At 68.3% G+C, this 18977-nt stretch carries 20 protein-coding genes; 15 read left to right on the plus strand and 5 right to left on the minus strand.

The features are described 5' to 3' along the window. The first annotated feature begins 111 nt into the window (after positions 1-111). From fliF to fliR, 13 genes are all read left to right on the plus strand, one after another. Positions 112-1812: a flagellar basal-body MS-ring/collar protein FliF gene (fliF, locus tag ABDJ40_RS18705; protein WP_347611881.1), complete on the plus strand. Its 1701-nt coding sequence runs from the start codon at positions 112-114 to the stop codon at positions 1810-1812. Between the two features lie 336 nt (positions 1813-2148). Beyond that, complete coding sequence (gene fliG, locus ABDJ40_RS18710; protein WP_269633782.1) at positions 2149-3144, plus strand: flagellar motor switch protein FliG; 996 nt, start codon at positions 2149-2151, stop codon at positions 3142-3144. 42 nt (positions 3145-3186) lie between these two features. Continuing rightward, on the plus strand, positions 3187-3969 hold the full coding sequence (locus tag ABDJ40_RS18715) for a FliH/SctL family protein (RefSeq protein ID WP_347611882.1): 783 nt from the start codon (positions 3187-3189) through the stop codon (positions 3967-3969). After that, positions 3966-5402, plus strand: coding sequence for a flagellar protein export ATPase FliI (gene fliI, locus ABDJ40_RS18720; RefSeq protein WP_347611883.1), 1437 nt, complete (start codon positions 3966-3968; stop codon positions 5400-5402). The genes ABDJ40_RS18715 and fliI overlap by 4 nt, the downstream gene beginning before the upstream one ends. 34 nt (positions 5403-5436) lie before the next feature. Beyond that, positions 5437-5910, plus strand: a complete 474-nt coding sequence (gene fliJ, locus ABDJ40_RS18725; RefSeq protein WP_347611884.1) for a flagellar export protein FliJ — start codon at positions 5437-5439, stop codon at positions 5908-5910. Positions 5911-5956: 46 nt separating this feature from the next. After that, positions 5957-7441 (plus strand): flagellar hook-length control protein FliK, encoded by a 1485-nt coding sequence (locus ABDJ40_RS18730; protein ID WP_347611885.1) that lies wholly within the window; start codon positions 5957-5959, stop codon positions 7439-7441. A gap of 165 nt (positions 7442-7606) precedes the next feature. Beyond that, positions 7607-8203: a flagellar basal body-associated FliL family protein gene (locus tag ABDJ40_RS18735; RefSeq protein WP_347611887.1), complete on the plus strand. Its 597-nt coding sequence runs from the start codon at positions 7607-7609 to the stop codon at positions 8201-8203. Positions 8204-8227: 24 nt separating this feature from the next. Next, the gene (gene fliM, locus ABDJ40_RS18740) at positions 8228-9232 is read left to right on the plus strand and encodes a flagellar motor switch protein FliM (RefSeq protein ID WP_347611889.1); all 1005 of its coding nucleotides are present in this window, start codon (positions 8228-8230) and stop codon (positions 9230-9232) included. Between the two features lie 10 nt (positions 9233-9242). After that, positions 9243-9662 (plus strand): flagellar motor switch protein FliN, encoded by a 420-nt coding sequence (fliN, locus tag ABDJ40_RS18745; RefSeq protein WP_347611891.1) that lies wholly within the window; start codon positions 9243-9245, stop codon positions 9660-9662. Positions 9663-9782: 120 nt separating this feature from the next. Further along, the gene (locus ABDJ40_RS18750; RefSeq protein ID WP_347611893.1) at positions 9783-10130 is read left to right on the plus strand and encodes a FliO/MopB family protein; all 348 of its coding nucleotides are present in this window, start codon (positions 9783-9785) and stop codon (positions 10128-10130) included. Further along, positions 10120-10881: a flagellar type III secretion system pore protein FliP gene (fliP, locus tag ABDJ40_RS18755; RefSeq protein WP_347611895.1), complete on the plus strand. Its 762-nt coding sequence runs from the start codon at positions 10120-10122 to the stop codon at positions 10879-10881. Before ABDJ40_RS18750 ends, fliP begins: the two co-directional genes overlap by 11 nt. 120 nt (positions 10882-11001) lie before the next feature. Next, the gene (gene fliQ, locus ABDJ40_RS18760) at positions 11002-11271 is read left to right on the plus strand and encodes a flagellar biosynthesis protein FliQ (RefSeq protein ID WP_183105284.1); all 270 of its coding nucleotides are present in this window, start codon (positions 11002-11004) and stop codon (positions 11269-11271) included. Positions 11272-11289: 18 nt separating this feature from the next. Beyond that, positions 11290-12054 carry a flagellar biosynthetic protein FliR gene (gene fliR / locus ABDJ40_RS18765; RefSeq protein ID WP_347611896.1) on the plus strand — a complete coding sequence of 255 codons (765 nt, stop codon included), beginning with the start codon at positions 11290-11292 and terminating at the stop codon, positions 12052-12054. A gap of 40 nt (positions 12055-12094) precedes the next feature. On the opposite strand, the gene ABDJ40_RS18770 is transcribed toward fliR, so the two are convergent. Genes ABDJ40_RS18770 through ABDJ40_RS18790 form a run of 5 tightly spaced genes read right to left on the minus strand, consistent with a single transcriptional unit; the run spans position 12095 to position 17799 of the window. After that, positions 12095-12613, minus strand: a complete 519-nt coding sequence (locus ABDJ40_RS18770) for a YfiR family protein (RefSeq protein WP_347611897.1) — start codon at positions 12611-12613, stop codon at positions 12095-12097. Beyond that, complete coding sequence (locus ABDJ40_RS18775) at positions 12613-14622, minus strand: TonB-dependent receptor plug domain-containing protein (RefSeq protein WP_347611899.1); 2010 nt, start codon at positions 14620-14622, stop codon at positions 12613-12615. Before ABDJ40_RS18775 ends, ABDJ40_RS18770 begins: the two co-directional genes overlap by 1 nt. Continuing rightward, positions 14612-15952, minus strand: a complete 1341-nt coding sequence (locus ABDJ40_RS18780; protein ID WP_347611900.1) for a diguanylate cyclase domain-containing protein — start codon at positions 15950-15952, stop codon at positions 14612-14614. Before ABDJ40_RS18780 ends, ABDJ40_RS18775 begins: the two co-directional genes overlap by 11 nt. Positions 15953-16000: 48 nt before the next feature. Further along, positions 16001-16648: a response regulator gene (locus ABDJ40_RS18785; protein ID WP_269633768.1), complete on the minus strand. Its 648-nt coding sequence runs from the start codon at positions 16646-16648 to the stop codon at positions 16001-16003. Further along, positions 16645-17799 (minus strand): hybrid sensor histidine kinase/response regulator, encoded by a 1155-nt coding sequence (locus ABDJ40_RS18790; protein WP_347611902.1) that lies wholly within the window; start codon positions 17797-17799, stop codon positions 16645-16647. Before ABDJ40_RS18790 ends, ABDJ40_RS18785 begins: the two co-directional genes overlap by 4 nt. Before the next feature lie 379 nt (positions 17800-18178). Here ABDJ40_RS18790 and ABDJ40_RS18795 point away from each other — a divergent pair, with 379 nt between their 5' ends. Then, positions 18179-18562 (plus strand): hypothetical protein, encoded by a 384-nt coding sequence (locus ABDJ40_RS18795; protein WP_269633766.1) that lies wholly within the window; start codon positions 18179-18181, stop codon positions 18560-18562. Positions 18563-18611: 49 nt separating this feature from the next. Then, positions 18612-18974 carry a response regulator gene (locus ABDJ40_RS18800; protein WP_183105291.1) on the plus strand — a complete coding sequence of 121 codons (363 nt, stop codon included), beginning with the start codon at positions 18612-18614 and terminating at the stop codon, positions 18972-18974. The last annotated feature ends 3 nt before the right edge of the window (positions 18975-18977 follow it).

Consider the following 18977-nt stretch of genomic DNA (forward strand, 5'->3'; position numbering starts at 1 on the left):
GAACTGAGCGCGCTTTGTCGGCCTCATTTCGCCTTTCTTGAGGGGGAAATGACAAAAAAATCCTGGTCATTGGTGCGGGAACCCTGCACCCTTGCTCAGCAGCCACCCGCCATGGACAACGCCCTCACCGCCCCTACCGCCGTCACCCTGGAGCCCGTCCCGGTCCAGCCCGCAGGCCAGCCGGGCCTGGCCGGGCGATTGGTGGCCCTGCCCGCCCGCAGCAAGCTCGGCCTGGGCCTGGGGCTCGCCGCGCTCGTGGGCGTGGTGCTGGCCATGAGCCTATGGTCCTCGCAGGGCGACTTCCGCCCCGTCTTCACCGGCCTCTCGGACAAGGACGGCGGTGCCGTCATCGCCCAGCTGGCGCAGATGCAGGTGCCCTACAGGAACGAGCCCGGCGGCACCATCCTCGTGCCAGCCAACCAGGTCTATGACGTGCGCATGAAGCTGGCCTCGGCCGGCCTGCCCAAGGGCTCGGTGGTGGGCTTCGAGCTCATGGACAAGCAGTCCATCGGCCAGACCCAGTTCAACGAGCGCCTGAACTTCCAGCGCGCCCTGGAGGGTGAGCTGACCCGCACCATCACCGCCATGGCAGACGTGGCCGATGCCCGCGTGCACCTGGCCATGCCCCAGCAGAACGGCTTCTTCCGCGAGCAGCAGAAGCCCAGCGCCTCGGTGATGCTGACCCTGCGCGGCGGCCGCACCCTGGATCGCGCCCAGGTCGCCGGCATCGTGCATTTGGTCTCGGCCTCGGTGCCCGAACTCAATCCCAAGGCCGTCAGCGTGCTGGACAGCACCGGCGCCCTGCTCTCCAACCCGGGTGACAACGGCTCCGGCCTGGACAGCCAGCAGCTGCAGTACAAGCAGCAGGTCGAGGCCAACCTCCACAAGCGCATCTATGAGCTGCTGGAGCCGGTGGTGGGCCGCGAGAACCTGCGCGCCACCGTCACCGCCGATGTCGACTTCTCCCAGGTCGAGTCCACCGCCGAGGAATACAAGCCCAATCAGGGTGCCAATGCCAGCAGCGCCATCCGCAGCCAGCAGACCCAGGAATCGACCAACGCCACGCCCGCCCAGCCCTCGGGCGTGCCGGGCGCCGCCACCAACCAGCCGCCGGTGCCTGCCACGGCCCCCATCAATGGCGCCTCGGCCCCGCTGCAGACGGCGGGTGGCGCGGGCAGCGGCCAGCAGAGCAGCCGCCGCGAGGCTGTCACCAACTACGAGCTGGACAAGACCGTCCGCGTGACCCGCAACGCCACCGGCGTGGTGCGCCGGCTCAATGCCGCGGTGGTCGTCAACCATCGCAGCATCACCGACCCCAAGGGCAAGGTCACGACAGTGCCCGTGTCCCAGGACGAGCTCGACAAGCTGACCGCGCTCGTCAAGGAGACCATGGGCTTCAGCCAGGACCGCGGCGACTCCGTGCGCGTGGTCTCGGCGCCCTTCGTGGTCGAGAAGATCGACAGCACCGAGCTGCCCCTGTGGAAGCAGCCTTGGGTGCTGGACGTGGTGCGCGCCGCCGCCGTGCCCGCAGCCCTGGTGCTGGTGGCCCTGATCGCCGTCTTCGGCATGGTCAAGCCGGCCATCCGCGCGGCCTTCCCGCCGCCCGCGGAAGAGAAGGCCGAGGAGGCCGGCGGCCAGCTCAATGCCGTGGCCGACGAGACCGAGTTGCTGCCTGGCGCCGATGGCCTGCCCGCCCTGGAAGCCCCCGCCAACAACCAGAAGCTCGAACGGGCCCGCCAGCTGGCCCGCGAGAACCCCGCGGCCGTCGCCAACATCGTTCGCGCGTGGGTGAACGGCGAGGAGCCAGTGTGAGATGTGAGCCCCTCGCCCAGTCTTGCCACCCTGAACGGGGGCAAACCCGGTCGGTCCCCCGGGGGGACGACGATGTCTGCGGCATTGGGCCGCTGACATCGACTTGGCGGGCCGGCTTGGGAACGGCCCGGCGCTCGGCCCGGAATGCCTGGCCCCTCGCCCAGGCTCGCCTCGCTGGACGCGGGCTTGCCCGGTCGGTCCCCCGGGGGGGCGACGATGTCTGCGGCATTGGGCCGCTGACATCGACTTGGCGGGCCGGCTTGGGAGCGGCCCGGCGCTCGGCCCGGAATACCATGCTCATTGCTCGATCGGACGAACTGACAGGAAAGCATCACCATGGATGACGAAGGCGTTGAACAAGCGGCCATCCTGCTGATGTCGCTGGGCGAGGAGGAGGCCTCCGAGGTCTTCAAGCATCTCGCGCCCAAGGAAGTGCAGAAGCTGGGCGAGACCATCGCCAAGCTGAAGGTGGTCAAGCGCGAGCAGGTCGAGAAGGTGCTGGACAAATTCGACGCAGTGGCGGAGACCCAGAGCATGCTGGTCAACGACACCGACGAATACGTGCGCACGGTGCTGCGTCGCGCCCTCGGCGAGGACAAGGCCAACCTGCTGCTGGACCGCATCCTGCAGGGCAGCGATGTGTCCTCCATCGAGAGCCTCAAGTGGATGGACGCCGGCTCGGTGGCCGAGCTGCTGCGCAACGAGCACCCGCAGATCATCGCCGCCATCCTGGCCCACCTGGACTTCGACCAGACCAGCTCCGTCCTGAAGCTCTTCACCGAGCGCCAGCGCAACGAGGTGCTGATCCGCATCGCCACGCTGGATGGCATCCAGCCCATGGCCCTGAAGGACCTCAACGAGGTGATGAGCCAGATCCTGGCCGGCGGCGACCGCATGCGCAAGAGCTCGCTGGGCGGCGTGAAGACGGCCGCCGAGATCATCAACATGATGGGATCCAGCGTCGAGGCCTCGGTGCTGGACTACATCCGCGAGGCCGACAGCGACCTGGCGCAGAAGATCATGGACAACATGTTCACCTTCGACGATCTCGAGAAGATCGACGACAAGGGCATCCAGGCCACCCTCAAGGAAGTGCAGAGCGAGTCCCTGGTGGTCGCGCTCAAGGGCGCCGGCCCCGAGCTGCGCGAGAAGATCTTCCGCAACATGTCCACCCGTGCGGCCGAGACGCTGCGCGAGGACCTGGATTCCCGCGGCCCCGTGCGTCTCTCGGAGGTCGAGAGCGAGCAGAAGGAGATCCTCAAGATCGTTCGCCGCCTGGTGGACGAAGGCCAGATCGTGCTCGCCACCGGCGGGGACGACCAGTTCCTCTGAGCCTGCGGACACCGCCCTCACCGAATGCCCTGAATGTTCACCATGCCGCCTCGCCCGCCTCGCCAAGTCCCCCCGCCGGTGCGCCCCGAGGGCAGCCCGACGCGCACCAGCCACTACAGCCGTTTCATCCCGCGCGAGGAGCTGCAGGGCTTCTCCAGCTGGAATCCGGACGCCTTCCACGGCGTGCCGGAGACCAAGCCGACCTACACGACGGCCGCCCCCGAGCCCGCCGTCGCCGAAGCCCCGGCCGAACCGGCGGCGCCCAATGTCGAGGAGCTGCTCGCCGCTGCGCGCCAGGGCGGCTACCAGGACGGCTACCGCGACGGCATGGAGGCCCTGGACGCCTTCAAGAAGAGCTTCGCCCAGCAGATGAGCGCCCAGATCGGCGAGCTGGTGCGCAACTTCAATGCCGACTTCGAGGAGATGGAAGTCCGCATGGCCGAGACCCTGACGCGCTGCGCCGTCGAGCTGGCCCGCCAGGTGGTGCGCACCGAGCTGGAACAGCAGCCCGAGGCCATCGCCCGCGTGGCGCATGACGCCGTCGAAGCCCTGCTCATCTCGGCCCGCCACATCCGCGTGCGGGTCCATCCCGAGGATCTGCCCCTGGTCGAGCAGGGCGCGGGTGAGGAACTCAAGGCCCGCGAGGCCCAGCTGATCCCTGACCCGGCCATCGCCCGCGGCGGCTGCAAGGTGGATTCCGACATCTCCAGCGTCGATGCCACCCTGCCCGCCCGCTGGCAGCAGGTGATGGCCGCCATGGGCCAGCACTCGCTGTGGGAAGACCGCCGCGGCAGTGGCGAGCCGGAAGAGGACGGTGCCGCATGAGGAACGACAGCATCGAGCGCCTCTCGCGCTGGGGCCAGTACCTCGACGACCTGCAGGCCTTCGCCGCGGCCCCCGTGGCCCTGGAACCGCAGGGCAAGCTGGTGCGCGTCGCCGGGCTGGTGCTGGAGGCGACCGGCGTGCGCGTGCCCGTCGGCTCGGTGTGCCAGATCCACATGCCCAGCTCGGCGGCCAATCCGCGCCGCGGCCAGGCGCCGGTCAATGCCGAGGTCGTGGGCTTCTCCGGCGACCGCGCCTACCTGATGCCCACCGACGAGGTCCATGGCCTCTCCAGCGGCGCCATGGTCGTGCCCCGCCCCGCGGCCCTGCACGGCCCGGTGCTGGGCCAGCAGCGCCATCCCTGGCGCCGTGACGAGGACCGCGGCCTGCACCTGCCCATGGGCAATGGCTTGCTGGGCCGAGTGGTGGACTCCCACGGCCACCCGCTGGATCGCCGCGGCCCGCTGGAAGACGTGCACCCCGAGCCCATGGTGCGCCGCCCCATCAATGCCATGGACCGCGATCCGGTGCGCACCCCGCTGGACACCGGCGTGCGCTCCATCAACGCCATGCTCACCGTGGGCCGCGGCCAGCGCCTGGGCCTCTTCGCCGGCACCGGCGTCGGCAAGTCCGTGCTGCTGGGCATGATGGCGCGCTACACGCAGGCCGACGTCATCGTGGTGGGCCTCATCGGCGAACGCGGCCGCGAGGTCAAGGAGTTCATTGAAGACATCCTGGGCGAGGACGGCCTGGCCCGCTCGGTGGTCGTTGCCGCGCCGGCCGACGCCCCGCCGCTGCTGCGCATGCAGGGCGCGACCTACGCCACCGCCATCGCCGAGCATTTCCGCGACCGCGGCCTGCACGTGCTGCTGCTGATGGACTCCCTGACCCGCTACGCCATGGCCCAGCGCGAGATCGCCCTGGCCATCGGCGAGCCGCCGGCCACCAAGGGCTATCCGCCCAGCTGCTTCGCCAAGCTGCCCCAGCTGGTGGAGCGCAGCGGCAACGGCATGGCGGGCGGCGGCTCCATCACGGCCTTCTACACCGTGCTGTCGGAAGGCGACGACCAGCAGGACCCTATCGCCGATGCCGCCCGCGGCATCCTGGACGGACACATCGTGCTCTCGCGCGAGCTGGCCGAGGCCGGGCACTACCCGGCCATCGACATCGAACGCTCGATCTCACGGGTCATGAGCAATGTGGCCAAGCCCGCGCATGTGGTCTGCGCCCGCCGCTTCCGCCAGCTCTGGGCCAAGCACAACAAGGCCCGCGACCTGCTCCAGCTGGGCGCCTATGTGCCAGGCCATGACCACGAGCTCGACCTCGCGGTGCGGCTGCATGCTGACATGGCCCAGCTGCTGCAACAGGACATGCATTCGCCGGCCGGCCTGGTGAGCAGCGTCGACCAGCTCGAAAAACTGGTCAATGTTTCCTGAGAACTGCCGATAGTCCCAAGACGGAGAAACTTTCATGAGCGCTCAATCCCTGCAAGCCCTGGACATGCTGCTGGAACGTGCCGAAGCCGAACGCGACGAGGCCCTGCGCCTGCTGCGTGACGCCGAGGCGCGGGCCGGTGCCATGCGCCAGCAGCACGAGCAGCTCGCGCAATACCGCACGGAGTACCAGACACGCTGGACCCAGAGCTTCGCCCGCAGCACCACGGTGGACATCCTCAGCTGCTACCAGAGTTTCGGCGGCCGCCTGGACCAGGCCATCAGCCAGCAGGACCTGCTGAGCAACCAGGCCGAGCAGCGCCTGGACCTGATCCGTGAACAACTGCGCGAACGCGAGCTGCGCGTGGCCTCGGTGCGCAAGCTGCTGGAGCGGCGCCGCCTGGAGGTGCGCCGCAGCCAGGATCGCCAGGAGCAGAAGGCCACCGACGAGCAGGCAGCCCGCACGCTGCGCCACACCGGCTTCGGCCCTGCCCTGCGTCTCGGCCATTGACCCCGCGCCGCCGGCTGCCCCTGGCGCCGGCCCGAAAGGATCTCCCATGAACAAGATGATGTTGACGCCCACGGCCGGCACCTCGCGGTCAGCCGCCGCAGACCTGCTGAGCCAGCTGGGCTCAGCCCGTGGCGGCCAGGACGGCGAGGCCTCGGCAGCCTTTGCACAGCTGCTGCAGGCCAAGGGCGGCGTGCTGTCGGCGGCACCGGTCGCGAGTAGCCCGCGTCAGCCCGCCTCCGCAGGCAAGGCGCCGGCCGCCCCCCTGTCAGGCAGCGAACCGGTGGCCGCTCCTTCGCCCCGTGCGTCGGCCCCTGCCCCTTCCCATGCCCCGGCCTCGCCCAGGCCGGAGGCCGAATCCTCACGCAACACCGCCGCCGATCTGGCGCGGCGCCAGGACGCCGCCCGGGCCGACAGCCGGCGCATGGCCCAGGGCAAGGACAGGCAGGGCCAGGCCGCCCAGGCCGCAGCCGAGGCAGACGCGCAGGACCCGGTGCTGGCCCAGGTGCTGCGGCATCTGCGCAAGGACGATGGTCCCAGCGATGCCGAAGTCGACGCCACCGCCGAGGACGCCACCACTGAGACGCAGGATGCGGCGGAGGACGGCAGCCTGACGGCGGCGGTGCCCCAAGCCCAGCTTCCTGGCCAGGATGCCCAGAAGGCCCTGCCCGCCGCTGGCGATGCCGCCCTGGCATCGACCGACGCCCTGGGCAGGCAGGCCCGGTCCAGGCCCGAAGGCCTGGGCGATGCTGGCCCGGAGGGGCTGGCGGACGGCACTCGCGGCACGACCACGCGGGATGCCCGGAACATCGAGCTCCCTGCAGGCCTGCCGGGCGCTGCGGCGCAAGCCCAGGCGCAGGCACTGGCCGGCGCAGGGTCGCCGCCAGCGCAGGCCGCCGGTGCGGATGAGGCCGCGCTGGCCCTGGAGGCCACGGCACAAGGCGGCAAGGCCGGAGCAGGCCCTGCACACGAGCCGGCCGCGCTGCCCGCCGGCTTTGCCGGCTTGCTGCAGCAGGCGCAGGCCGGTGGCGTGCATGAGCGTGGCACGGGCGCTGTCCCGGCCGGCGCCCGCTACGAGCTGCAGTCACCGCTGCATGCACCGGGCTTTGCGCCCGAGATGGCCGCGCGCCTGAGCCTGGCCGCCACCGAAGGCGTGCAACAGGCCCAGCTGCACCTGAATCCCTCCGAGATGGGTCCCGTGCAAGTGCAGATCGTGCTGGATGGCCAGCAGGCGCAGATCAGCTTCGTGGCCGAGCAGGCCGACACCCGGGCCGTGCTGGAGAAGAGCCTGCCCGAGCTGGCCGGTGCGCTGCGTGAGCAGGGCCTCACGCTCAGCGGTGGCGGCGTGTTCAGCCAGCAGCAGCAGGCGCAGTCGGGCCAGTCCGGCCAGGCGGACCGCGACGGTGGCGCGGCGGCTGGACGCTGGGCCGCCTCCTCCCTGGACAGCACGGCAGGCGATGACATGAGCTCGGCGCAGCAGCGCAGCGCGACCGCGCCACGCCGCAGCCGCGGCGTCCTGGACCTCTTCGCCTGAGTCCCGCATCGCAGGTCGGAGGGGTCCTGGCGGGGCCTCTCCGGTCTTTTGCACGCTTTTCCCCCGCTTATTGCCATATGCCAAGCCGCCATTCGTCCGAATAATTGATCCTGATGGCCCCATGGCGCGCTACAGCGGCCGGGCCCACAGATCCAAGGAGTCTTCATGGCCACACCAGCCGGTGCCGAGGCCGCTGCCGCAGGGGGTGGCGGCGGTGGCAAGAAAAAGCTGATCATCATCATTGCCGCGGTGCTGCTGCTGGTCATCATCGGCGGTGGTGCGGCCCTGATGCTGATGAAGAAGAAGCAGCACGCCGAGGACGAGGACGGCGCCGAGGCGCCCGCCGCGGCCGAGACGGGCCATGCCAAGCCCAAGCCGGGCACGCCGCCCACCTTTGTGCCGCTGGACCCCTTCACGGTCAATCTGGCCGACAAGGAAGTGGACCGCTTCGCGCAAATCGGCGTGACGCTGGAGGTCGGCGACCCCAAGACCGCGGACCAGCTCAAGGCCTATATGCCCGCCATCCGCAGCAATGTGCTGATGGTGCTGTCGCACAAGACCTCGGCCGAGCTGCTGACCCGCGAGGGCAAGGAGAAGCTGGCCCGCGAGATCCTGCGCGAGTCGGTGCGCCCCATGGGCATCGAGCTCGACGACGAGGAAGACGAGGATGCCGCCGCGACGAGCAAGAAGAAGAAGAAAAAGAAGAAGGCCGTCGAGAGCCCTGTGACCCAGGTGCTGTTCTCCACCTTCATCGTGCAGTGATGCCGCACGCGCAGTGAGTCCGCCATGAACCAGCAGATCCTCTCCCAAGACGAAGTCGATGCACTCCTGCAGGGCATCACTGGCGAGAGCCAGAAGCTCGAGGCCGAGGAGGTCCAGCAGGGCGGCATCCGCGACTACAACCTGGCCAGCCAGGAACGCATCGTGCGTGGGCGCATGCCCACGATGGAAATCATCAACGAGCGTTTCGCCCGCAACATCCGCATCGGCCTGTTCAACTTCATCCGCAAGAGCCCGGAAGTGGCCATCGGCGGCATCAAGGTGCAGAAGTACAGCGCCTTCCTGCGCGAGATCGTGGTGCCCACGAACTTCAACATCGTCTCGGTGAAGCCGCTGCGAGGTTCGGGGCTGATCGTCTGCGACCCCACGCTCGTGTTCGCGGTGATCGACTCCCTCTTTGGCGGCATCGGCAAGTTCCATGCGCGCATCGAGGGCCGGGACTTCTCCCCCACCGAGCAGCGCGTGATCTTCCGCCTGGTGGAGGTGATCACCGCCGAGTACCACAAAGCCTGGAAGGGCATCTATCCGCTGGAGCTGGAATACCAGCGCTCGGAGATGCAGCCGCAGTTCGCCAACATCGCGACGCCCAGCGAGATCGTGGTCTCGACCTCCTTCACGCTGGAGATCGGCGAGACCAGCGGCACCGTCTATTTCTGCATTCCCTATTCGACGCTGGAGCCCATCCGCGACGTGCTGTACTCCAGCACGCAGGGCGACTCCACCGAACCCGACCGCCGCTGGGTCAACCTGCTCAAGCACCAGCTGCAATCGGCAGAGGTGGAGCTGGTGGCCGAGCTGGCCCAGGCGCCGGCCACGGTGGAGCAGCTGCTGGCCTTCAAGCCCGGCGACTTCATCGAGCTGGACCTGGAACCGGTGATCAAGACCAAGATCGACGGCGTGCCTGTCTTCGAGGCCCACTACGGGACCTCCAATGGCAAGTACGCCCTCAAGGTGGACCAGATGCTGACCGGCCATGACCAGGGCTGGCTGGGCACCCGCAACACAGGCTGAAGGCACTGCCATGGACGAACAAGACGCAATGGCGGCCGAATGGGCGGCCGCACTCGCAGAAGCCAAGGGCACCGAAGTCGCGGAGGAGGTGCAAGCCCCCACCGAGCAGGTCGCGCCCGCCAGCTTCGCCAATTTCACGCCCACCCCGGGCAATATGCCGGGCCAGGACATCAACATGATCCTGGACATCCCCGTGCAGCTGACGGTGGAGCTGGGCCGCACCCGCATTCCCATCAAGAACATCCTGCAGCTGGCGCAGGGCTCGGTGGTGGAACTGGACGCCCTGGCCGGCGAACCCATGGACGTGCTGGTCAACGGCTACCTGATCGCCCAGGGCGAGGTGGTGGTGGTGAATGACAAGTTCGGCATCCGCCTGACCGACATCGTCACACCCTCCGAGCGCATGCGCCGTCTCTCCAAGGGCGGCTGAACCCGCTCGCCTGCGCAGCCCTGCAGACACACCAGGCTGCGCCGCTTCGCCCCCTGTCGCGGGGCTTTTCCGGCGCTTTTCCAGAGACTCCGACCCTCAAGTCCTGCCCAGAATCGGCACATGAATTCTCAAGTGCTGCCGGTCCTGTGGTTCCTGGCCATCCTCGCGCTGATCCCGCTGGCGCTGTGGCTGCTCAAACGCAGCCCGCTGGGGCCAGGTCTTGCCAATGCGCAGATGCGCCTGGTCTCCATCCTGCCGCTGTCGCCCAGCCAGAAGCTGCTGACCGTGGAGGTCGGCGAAGGCGAGGACCGGCGCTGGCTGGTGCTGGGCGTCACCGCGCAGCAGATCCAGACCCTGCATGTGATGGCCCCGCAGGCCACCCTGCCGGCTGCGCCTGAGGCCGGCGGCTTCGCGGCCCAGTTGCGCCAGCGTCTGGCGCGCGGCAACGGAGACGGCCATGCGCAGTGACACCTTCCTGCGCGCCGGGACCGTGCTGGCGCTGCTGCTGGCCGCGGGAGGCGCCATTGCCCAGCAGGGCAATCCGCCGCCGGCCACCTTGCCCCTGCTGATCGGCCAGGGCTCGGGCGGCAGCTACTCGGTGCCCATCCAGACCCTGCTCTTCTTCACCGCCCTGGGCTTCCTGCCGGCGGTGCTGCTGATGATGACGGGCTTCACGCGCATCGTCATCGTGCTCTCGCTGATGCGCCAGGCCCTGGGCACCCAGGCGGCGCCGCCCAACCAGGTCATCATCGGGCTCTCGCTGTTCCTCACCTTCTTCGTGATGAGCCCAACGCTGGACAAGGTCTACAGCGACGCCTGGCAGCCCTACTCCGCCGGCCAGATCGGCTTCGATGAGGCTCTCAAGCGGGCCGAGGTGCCCATGCGCGGCTTCATGCTCAAGCAGACGCGCCAGGCCGACGTCGCCCTGTTCAGCCGCCTGGCCAAGCTCGAAGGAGACGTCAAGCCCGAGGCCGTGCCCTTCCGGGTGCTGGTGCCGGCCTTCGTGACCAGCGAGCTGAAGTCGGCCTTCCAGATCGCCTTCCTGATCTTCATCCCTTTCCTGGTCATCGACATGATCGTCAGCAGCGTGTTGATGAGCCTGGGCATGATGATGCTGTCACCGGTGCTGGTGTCCCTGCCCTTCAAGCTGATGCTCTTCGTGCTGGCGGACGGATGGAACCTGCTGCTGGGTTCGCTCGCCGCCTCCTTTGCCACATGAAGCCGCCCACCCCCTACCGGCTTCGCCGGCCTTGCGGGCCGCACCAGGCACTCGGCCCGGCCCTTCGGCGGGAAGCCAAGTCCACACTGGCAGCATTCAACGCCAGCAAGGAGCAATGAGATGGACGCCCAACAAGTCTTCACCTTCGGCCAGCAAGGCCTCTACATGCTGATGCTGGTGGCCGCACCGGTGCTCCTGACCGTGCTGGCGGTGGGCGTGCTGGTGAGCGTGTTCCAGGCTGCCACGCAGATCAACGAGGCCACGCTGAGCTTCGTGCCCAAGGTCGTCGCGGCCGTGCTGGTGCTGGCCATCACCGGGCCCTGGATGATGACCACGCTGGTCGAGTACATCCAGCGCACCCTGCAGACCATCCCCCAGGTCGTGGGCTGAACGCAAGACGCGACGCTCATGATCAGCTTCACCGAAGCGCAGCTGCTGGAGTGGCTCACGCCGCTGCTGTGGCCCTTCTTCCGGACCCTGGCCCTGTTCGCCGGCATGCCGGTGTTCAGCCAGCGCGCCATGCCCATGCGCCTGCGCATCGGCCTGGCCCTGCTGATCTCGGTGGCGGCCCAGCCCTCGCTGCCGGCCATGCCGGCCACGCCCCTGGACTCCCTGCCCCTGCTGCTGCTCCTGCTGGCGCAGCAGCTGCTGATCGGCCTTTCCATGGGCTTTGCCGTGCGCCTCGTGTTCTCGGCGCTGGAGTTCGCGGGGGAAGTCATCGGCCTGCAGATGGGCCTGAACTTCGCGGGCTTCTTCGACCCTTCGACCGGCAGCCAGGGCACCTCCACCTCGCGCTTCTTCGGCTCCATGGTGGCCTTTCTGTTCATCGCGGTGAACGGCCACCTGCTGCTGATCCAGGCCCTGGTGCAGAGCTTCCAGGCCTTCCCCGTGGGGCAGTCACCTTTCGAGTTCCTGCGGGTGGCCCAGCCTCACATCTGGGGGGCGGAGATCTTCCGCATGGGCTTCTGGATCGCCCTGCCGCTGATCACCATGCTCATGTTCGTCAACCTGGTGCTGGGCGTGATCTCGCGCGTGGCGCCACAGATCGGCGTCTTCTCGGTGGGCTTCCCGCTGACCGTGAGCATCGGCCTCATCGGCATGGTCGCCACGCTGCCGCTGATGCAGGGGCCCTTCCAGCTGGTGCTGGACCGGATGCTCGCAGCCTTCACCTGAAAGCCGGGCAAGACCTGACCCTCCCGGATTCGACCGCGCCTCAGCGCACCTCGCGCGCCAGCTTCAGCACCTGCGAGCTGAGCGTCAGGCCACGGCGCTTGGCCTCGGTGTTGTTGATGCGGAAGGTCAGGCCGTTGGGCTCCTGGGCCAGCGCGATGACGGCGCCGCTGCGCAGGGCTTCCGGGGAGTCCGCGACGATCAGCACCGGGGCGTCCGCCAGCGCCTGCTGCCAGCGCAGCATCTCCTGGCGGTCCAGCAGGCTCAGCACCAGCAGCTGGCAGCCCGACGCCTGCCCCACCTGGGTCAGCGTCACGACACGCACCTGGCTGACCTCATGCTGGCGCGCAGCCAGGCCGCGCAGTGCCTCGCCCATGTCGGAGGACCCCGCCAGGCAGTAGGTGAAGTCCTTCAGCGGCGGCGGCGGCCACTGCGTGAACTGGGCGAAGCGGTAGACGAAGGCGGCCTTGAGCGCCGCCTCGTCCGAGGCCTGCGCGGCTCCCGCCAGCGCAGAAAAGGAGAAGGCGGGCGCAGCCAGCGCCATGCGAAGCCAGCGTCGCATCACGATCCCCATGCAGAGGACAGCTGCACGAACAGGGTCCGTCCAGGCGCCCGGACCAGGCCGCTGCCCGGCTCGGCGATGTCGCCATAGCGCTTCTGGCCGATGTTGCGCAGGCCCAGCCCCAGGGTCCAGCCCTGGTCCCAACGCGCACTCAGGTGCACGTGGTTCACGAGGCTGGGGCCCAGTCGTTCCTCGCCCACGTGGCGCGCGCCCATGGCCAGTGTCTGCCAGCCCAGCGTCCATCGCCCGTCCAGCGGCCGCTGGTATTGCAGCTTGAGCAGGTAGCGCGGGGAGTTGTCGGGGACCAGGTCAGCCGCGTCGCGCAGCCGCTGCGCCGTCAGTGCGGCCTGCAGGCGGCCGCCATCGGCCCAGCGGTGCTCCAGGCCGGCATCGATGCCCACGGATTTCATCGGCCCATCGTTCACATAGGCCAGGCCCTGGTTGAGGCTGATCAGCCCCTTGAAGGTGGAACGGAACACCGACACTCGCAGCTGCGTGCTGCGCGAGAAGGCGTGCTCGTAGACCAGCTCCTGCGAGCGGACCCGTTCCTCGGAGGGCAGCCATTGCGGCGCCTCGACGAAGTAGTTCTGCGCGAACTCCATCAGGTTGGCCACGCGGTAGGCACTGCCATGCACCAGGCGCAGGCGGCGATCGGCGTCGATCTGCCAGGTCCAGGCCAGGCGGGGGTTGAGCTGCGCGCCCTCCACGCGGTCGTCGCGGTCGCGGCGCAGGCCCAGGGACAGGTGATGGCCCTGGCCCAGCGTCCAGTCGTCCTGGACGAAGAGACCGTTGCCGCGCCCGCCGGCGAGGAAAGTCAGCCAGGGCTCTTCACCCCACGGGCCGAGGAAGATCTGCTGGACTTGGTCCTGCTGCGTGTCCCAGCCGAACATGAGGCGGTGCCCTGCCCATTGCGACAGCCCCAGGCGCACGCTGGCATTGACCCAGCGACCATCATTCACCGTGCGCCACACGCGCCGGCGCCCTTCCTCGTCGAGGTAAGGCTGGCGGCCCTCGACACGGGTCCGCTTGCCGGAGATGTCCAGCGAAAGGTCGACGCTCGGGCCCAGGGCGATTTCCTGGCTGAGCGCGAGCATGCTGTTGCGGTAGTAGGACTCGCGCTTGGCCAGGCCCCGCTCGGGCTTGCGCCCGTCCAGCCAGACGGCGCTGCCCAGCGTGCGCTCGGTGTGCCCGCCGCGCACCGACAGGCCCCGGTGGCTGTAGCTGCCGAACAGGCGCTGCACGCGCTCGGAGTTCAGGGACTGGATGGCGTCGAACAGCTCCGGCTGCACGTCATAGGCCAGGGGCAGGCGCGCCTGCTCCACGAGCGAGAGGCCCAGCATGGCCTCCTGACCTTCGCTGCCCCGCGCCGCCCAGCTCATCTGCGCTTCCCGGCGGTCGCTGCTGTCCACCCTCAGGCCGACGCGCCAGCCCAGGAGCTTGTCCGCCCGCTTGGGAATCACGTTGATCACGCCCAGGAAGGCGTTGTTCCCATAGACGGCAGAGCCGGGCCCGGGCGTGAACTCCACGCGTTCGATCCACTGGACATCGAGGTAGAACTCGGGACCGATGAGGGCGGCATCCGTGGTGTTCTCGTTGACCCGCACGCCGTCGATCATCAGCAGCACGCGGGAGTTGAAATCGCCCGGCCGACCCAGGCCGCGGGCGCCGACGAAGCTGAAGTTCGAATTGCTGGTGATGTAGAGGCCCGGCAGGGCATCCAGCACCTCGCGCAGGCTGCGCAGGCCCAGGTTGCGGATGTCCTGCTCGGTCAGCACATAGGTCAGCGCCGAGGTCTCGGCGGTCTGCGAGAAGCGCGAGGCCGTCGAGACCTGCACGGCCTTGGGCAGTACCGTCAGGCCCTGCTTGAGCAGTTCTTCCAGGCTCGGCGGATCCTGCGTCGCAGCGCCGTCCTCGGCGCGGGCCATCCCGGCGGCGCTGAGCGCCCATAGCAGGCCGAGGCAGCACAGCAGGGCTCTAGCCGTGCGGGGGTGGGCTTGTTCATGCGTCATGGCTGTTGACCTTGCCGGCCTGGCGGTAGGTGTTCTTGCCGGCCCGTTTGGCCGCGTACATGGCGGCGTCCGCCTGCCCGAGCAGGCCGGCGTCGTCGGTGGCATCGTCTGGAAAGCTGGCCACGCCCACCGTGGCGCCCACCTGCACGGCCTGGCCGTTGATCAGGATGGGATCACGGACCACGGCAATGAGGCGCTGGGCCAGGGTCGTCACCACGCCCTCGGGTCCGAGGCCAGGCAGGATGAGGGCGAACTCGTCACCGCCCAGGCGGCACAGCACGTCGCTGCTGCGCAGCACCGCGCTCATGCGTCGCGACACCTCGACCAGCACCTGGTCGCCGGCCTCATGACCGTGGCCGTCGTTGACGAGCTTGAAGTTGTCCAGGTCGATGAACATCAGGGACAGCGACTCCCGGTGCTCACGGCTGTGGGCCAGCAGGCGCTGCAGTGCGGACTGGAAGTACAGGCGATTGGGCAGCCGGGTCAGGCTGTCCTCGTGCGCCAGACGCTGGTATTGCTGACCGGCCGCCTGCTCCTCACGCAGCTGGCGGTTCAGCTCGGTCTGCCAGGCCTCGGCCCGGCGCAGCAGCTGGTTGAAGCGCTCCGTGAGGCGCCCGACCTCATCCGGGTGATGGACCCGGGCCCGGCGGCTGTAGTTCTGATCGGCCGCGACCTGCTCCGCCAGGCGGGACAGCTCCACCAGCGGCCACAGCGCGCGGCGCTGCACATAGCGAAGGGCGCGCGACGCCACCAGGATGCCCGCCGCCATCAGCAGGGCCGCCATGATGATGGCCTGCTGCAGCTGCTGGCGCAGCGCCTGCAGGCTCTCCCGGAGGTACAGCACGCCGACCCGCTCGCCCCGCAGCATGATGGGGATCCAGACGCGCAGCTGCTGGGCATCGGCCTCGTGGCGTGCGGCGCTCACCTTCACGGCCTCGCTGACCAGCAGGTCCGAGCGCTGGCCGGCAGCCTCCCATTGGGCGAAGAGCTTGCCGTCCGTCATCAGCACCTGCAGCTCCAGCACGTCGTCCCGGCGGATGAAGGACTGCAGCTCGGCGCGCGCCGCATCGCGGTCCTCGAACACCAGCATGGTCGCCAGGCTGTTGGCCAGGACCTGGGCGCTGGCCTGCGACAGGCTGGCCTGGCGCTCCTGGGCCGAGAACCAGCCGGCCGTTGCGATCAGGACGAAGCACAGCAGCAAGGTGGACACCAGCACCGCCAGGTTCCATCGCGTCAGACGGGCGACCAGCGAAGCTGAGCGCGGCGAGGCTGGCGCGTCGCGCAAGGCATCGCCCGCAGGCATCGTGGAAGGATTGTTCTTGGCTTGCATGCAGGTGGACAGGCACAGGCGCCGAAACGCCTGGCAGCGGCCCCTGCGTCAGCTGGCGACCAGGCCGTTGCGGATGGCGTAGACGGTCAGTTCCGAATTGTTGCTGAGCCCGAGCTTCTCCAGCACGCGGGCGCGGTAAACGCTCACCGTCTTGGGGCTCAATGTCAATTCCTCCGCAATATCGGAGAGGCGCTTTCCCGACGCAATCATCACAAGCGTCTGGAGCTCGCGGTCGGAGAGCTTCTGGTGAGCCTGCTCTGTGACGGGCGCGGTGAGGCTTTCGACCAGCATCTGCGCGATCTCGGGCGTGACGTATTTGCGCCCCTGGGCCACGGTGCGGACGGCCTGCACCAGTTGCTGCGGATCGCCGCCCTTGTTGACGTAGCCGAAGGCGCCGGCGCGCAGGGCGCGGATGGCGTACTGGTCTTCGGGGTACATGGAGACGATCAGCACGCGCAGGGCGCTGCCCTCGTCCTTCAGCACATGCAGCACGTCCAGACCGCTGCGGCCCGGCATGTTGATGTCCAGGACCAGCACATCGCAGGCGGGCGGGTCCCCCAGGCCGCGCAGCAGGGTGCGCAACTCGCCGTAATCCCCGGCCTCACCGACGACCTCGATGTCGGGCGCATCGGCCAGCGTGTCCCGGATCCCGCGGCGGATCAGGGCATGGTCGTCACAGAGAATCACTTTGATCATAGATTGCCCCACACCGAGGGGTCGTGCGCGCTGGCGTCCTCTGCCTCTTCGTCGCCCTCCTGGACCTGCGCGATCGCATCGGGCTCCAGCGGTATGGTCAGGATCAGGCTGGTGCCCTTGGCGCCGCTGCTGAGGTCCACCCAGCCACCGACGGTCGCTGCCCGCTCGTGCAGACCCCGGATGCCGAAGCTGCGCGTCTTGGCCAGGTCCTGGGGCGCCATGCCGCGACCATTGTCACGCAGCTCCAGCGTCAGCACGCCGGCGTCCAGGCTCAGCTCGATGTCCACGCGACTCGCCTGCGCATGCTTGGAGACGTTGGTCAGCGCCTCCTGGGCACAGCGGTAGGCGACCAGGGGCACGCCGGCCGGCATCTGCAGCTGCTCCTGGGGCGTGCGCAGGCTGACCTGAATGCCCGTGCGGCGCTCGAAGCGCGCCGCCATCCACTGCAGCGCGGCCACCAGGCCCTGCTCCAGGATGGCCGGGCGCAGGTTGTGCATGATGCGCTGGCTGGCCTCGATCGCCTGGCTCACGGTCTCGATCGCCGAGGCCACACGCTGCTGGACGGCCGGCTCGCTCACATGGCGAGCCAGCCAGGCCAGGTCGAACTTCAGCGCGGTCAGGGAGCCGCCGACGTCGTCGTGGATCTCCCGCGCGATGGCGGCCCGCTCCATCTCGATGCTGGTCTGCAGATGCCCCGCCAGCTCATGCAGGCGCTGCTTGCTGCGGCGCAGGGCCCGGTCGGCCTCCATGCGCGCACGTTCGGATTCACTGGCCTCGATGGCATGCAGCAGCGCTGGAGCCAGGCGGGTGAGGTTGTTCTTGAGCAGGTAGTCCGAGGCACCGGTCTTCATGGCAGCGACCGCGGTGTCTTCGCCGATCTCGCCGGAGACGAGGATGAAGGGCAGCAGCTGGTGCCGCTCCTTGAGCAGGGCCAGGACCTGCAGGCCCGAGAAGCCAGGCAGGTTGAAGTCGGAGATGATGGCGTCCCACCGCTCATCCAGGGCCGCATTGACGGCGGCCAGACTGTCCAGGCGGCACAGCTCCACCTGCAGCCCGGCGCGGGCCAGCTCGACGGCGATCAGGTGGTGATCCAGCTCGGAATCCTCGACATGGAGGACTCGCAGCTGACGCTCGGGACTCGGCTTGGACATGGGCGGGAGTATGCCAACGCAAGGTACCCCTGCCGGGGGCATTGCCTGCTGGAAAACGACAGTCCCCCGGTGACAAAAGCGCAAACAAAGGGTTAACCCTAGGGCCAATATGAGAACTATTGGCCGAAGGATGGAAATAGCCCAAGTTTGAACAACAAGTCCTGTCGACATCGCCACAAGAAATGCCGAAGATCGCGTCCATGAACACATGGCTCGGAATGGTCGATAGAGGGATACCTCGCTCGATGCAAACGGCAGCTTCTGCAGAGACAAAACCCGTGGAGCCAAGATGCTGATGAATGACACCTCCGCCTCGGACTCGGGAATGGAATCGGGAATGCTTCCCCTCCTGGCCGCGGCAGAACTTCAGGATCACCTGATGACGGTGACCAACGATCTGGAGCGCCTGCAGCGCCTGCTGGACGACGCCGGGGAGTCGCTCTCCACCCATTTCTTCAGTGCATCCAGCATCCTGCATGGGCTGCTGCGACGCGCGGCCGAGCAGGCTGATGAAAGTGGCAGCAGCGAGCTGCACCGCGTCATGGAAGACATCGCGGGTGCCATCACCGCCCTGCAGTTCCAGGACATGGCCACGCAATTGATCGCCCACACGAGCCAGCGCCTGCGCAATTGTGCGGACCAGCTGGCCCGCGACACCTTTGGCGACGACGAGGACGGCACGACCGTCGTCGAGATCGCGCCCCTGCGCCCCAACCCCGTGACGCAGGACGAGATGGACGCGGGGTCCATTGAATTGTTTTAAGGATCGACTCGATCCAGTCGATATCAGCTAGTTACCCGGAGAGAAAGCGATGCACTCAATTCTTGCTGTAGACGATTCGGCCTCGATGCGCCAGATGGTCTCCTTCACGCTGAAGAACGCAGGATTCAACGTGGTGGAGGCGGTGGACGGGCAGGACGCCTGGGAGAAGTCCAGTACGCGCGATTTCGATCTGGTGCTGACTGATCAGAACATGCCCCGCATGGACGGCATCAGCCTGACCAAGAAGCTGCGCGACAACCCCAAGTTCAAGACCACGCCCATCCTGATCCTGACCACCGAGTCCAGCGACCAGATGAAGCAGGCTGGCCGTGCCGCCGGCGCCACCGGCTGGCTGGTCAAGCCCTTCGACCCGGCGAAGTTGATCGAAGTGATCGGCAAGGTGATCCGCTAAGGC

Origin of the sequence: Roseateles flavus, assembly GCF_039872765.1 — a bacterium.
Classification (GTDB): domain Bacteria; phylum Pseudomonadota; class Gammaproteobacteria; order Burkholderiales; family Burkholderiaceae_C; genus Roseateles_B; species Roseateles_B flavus.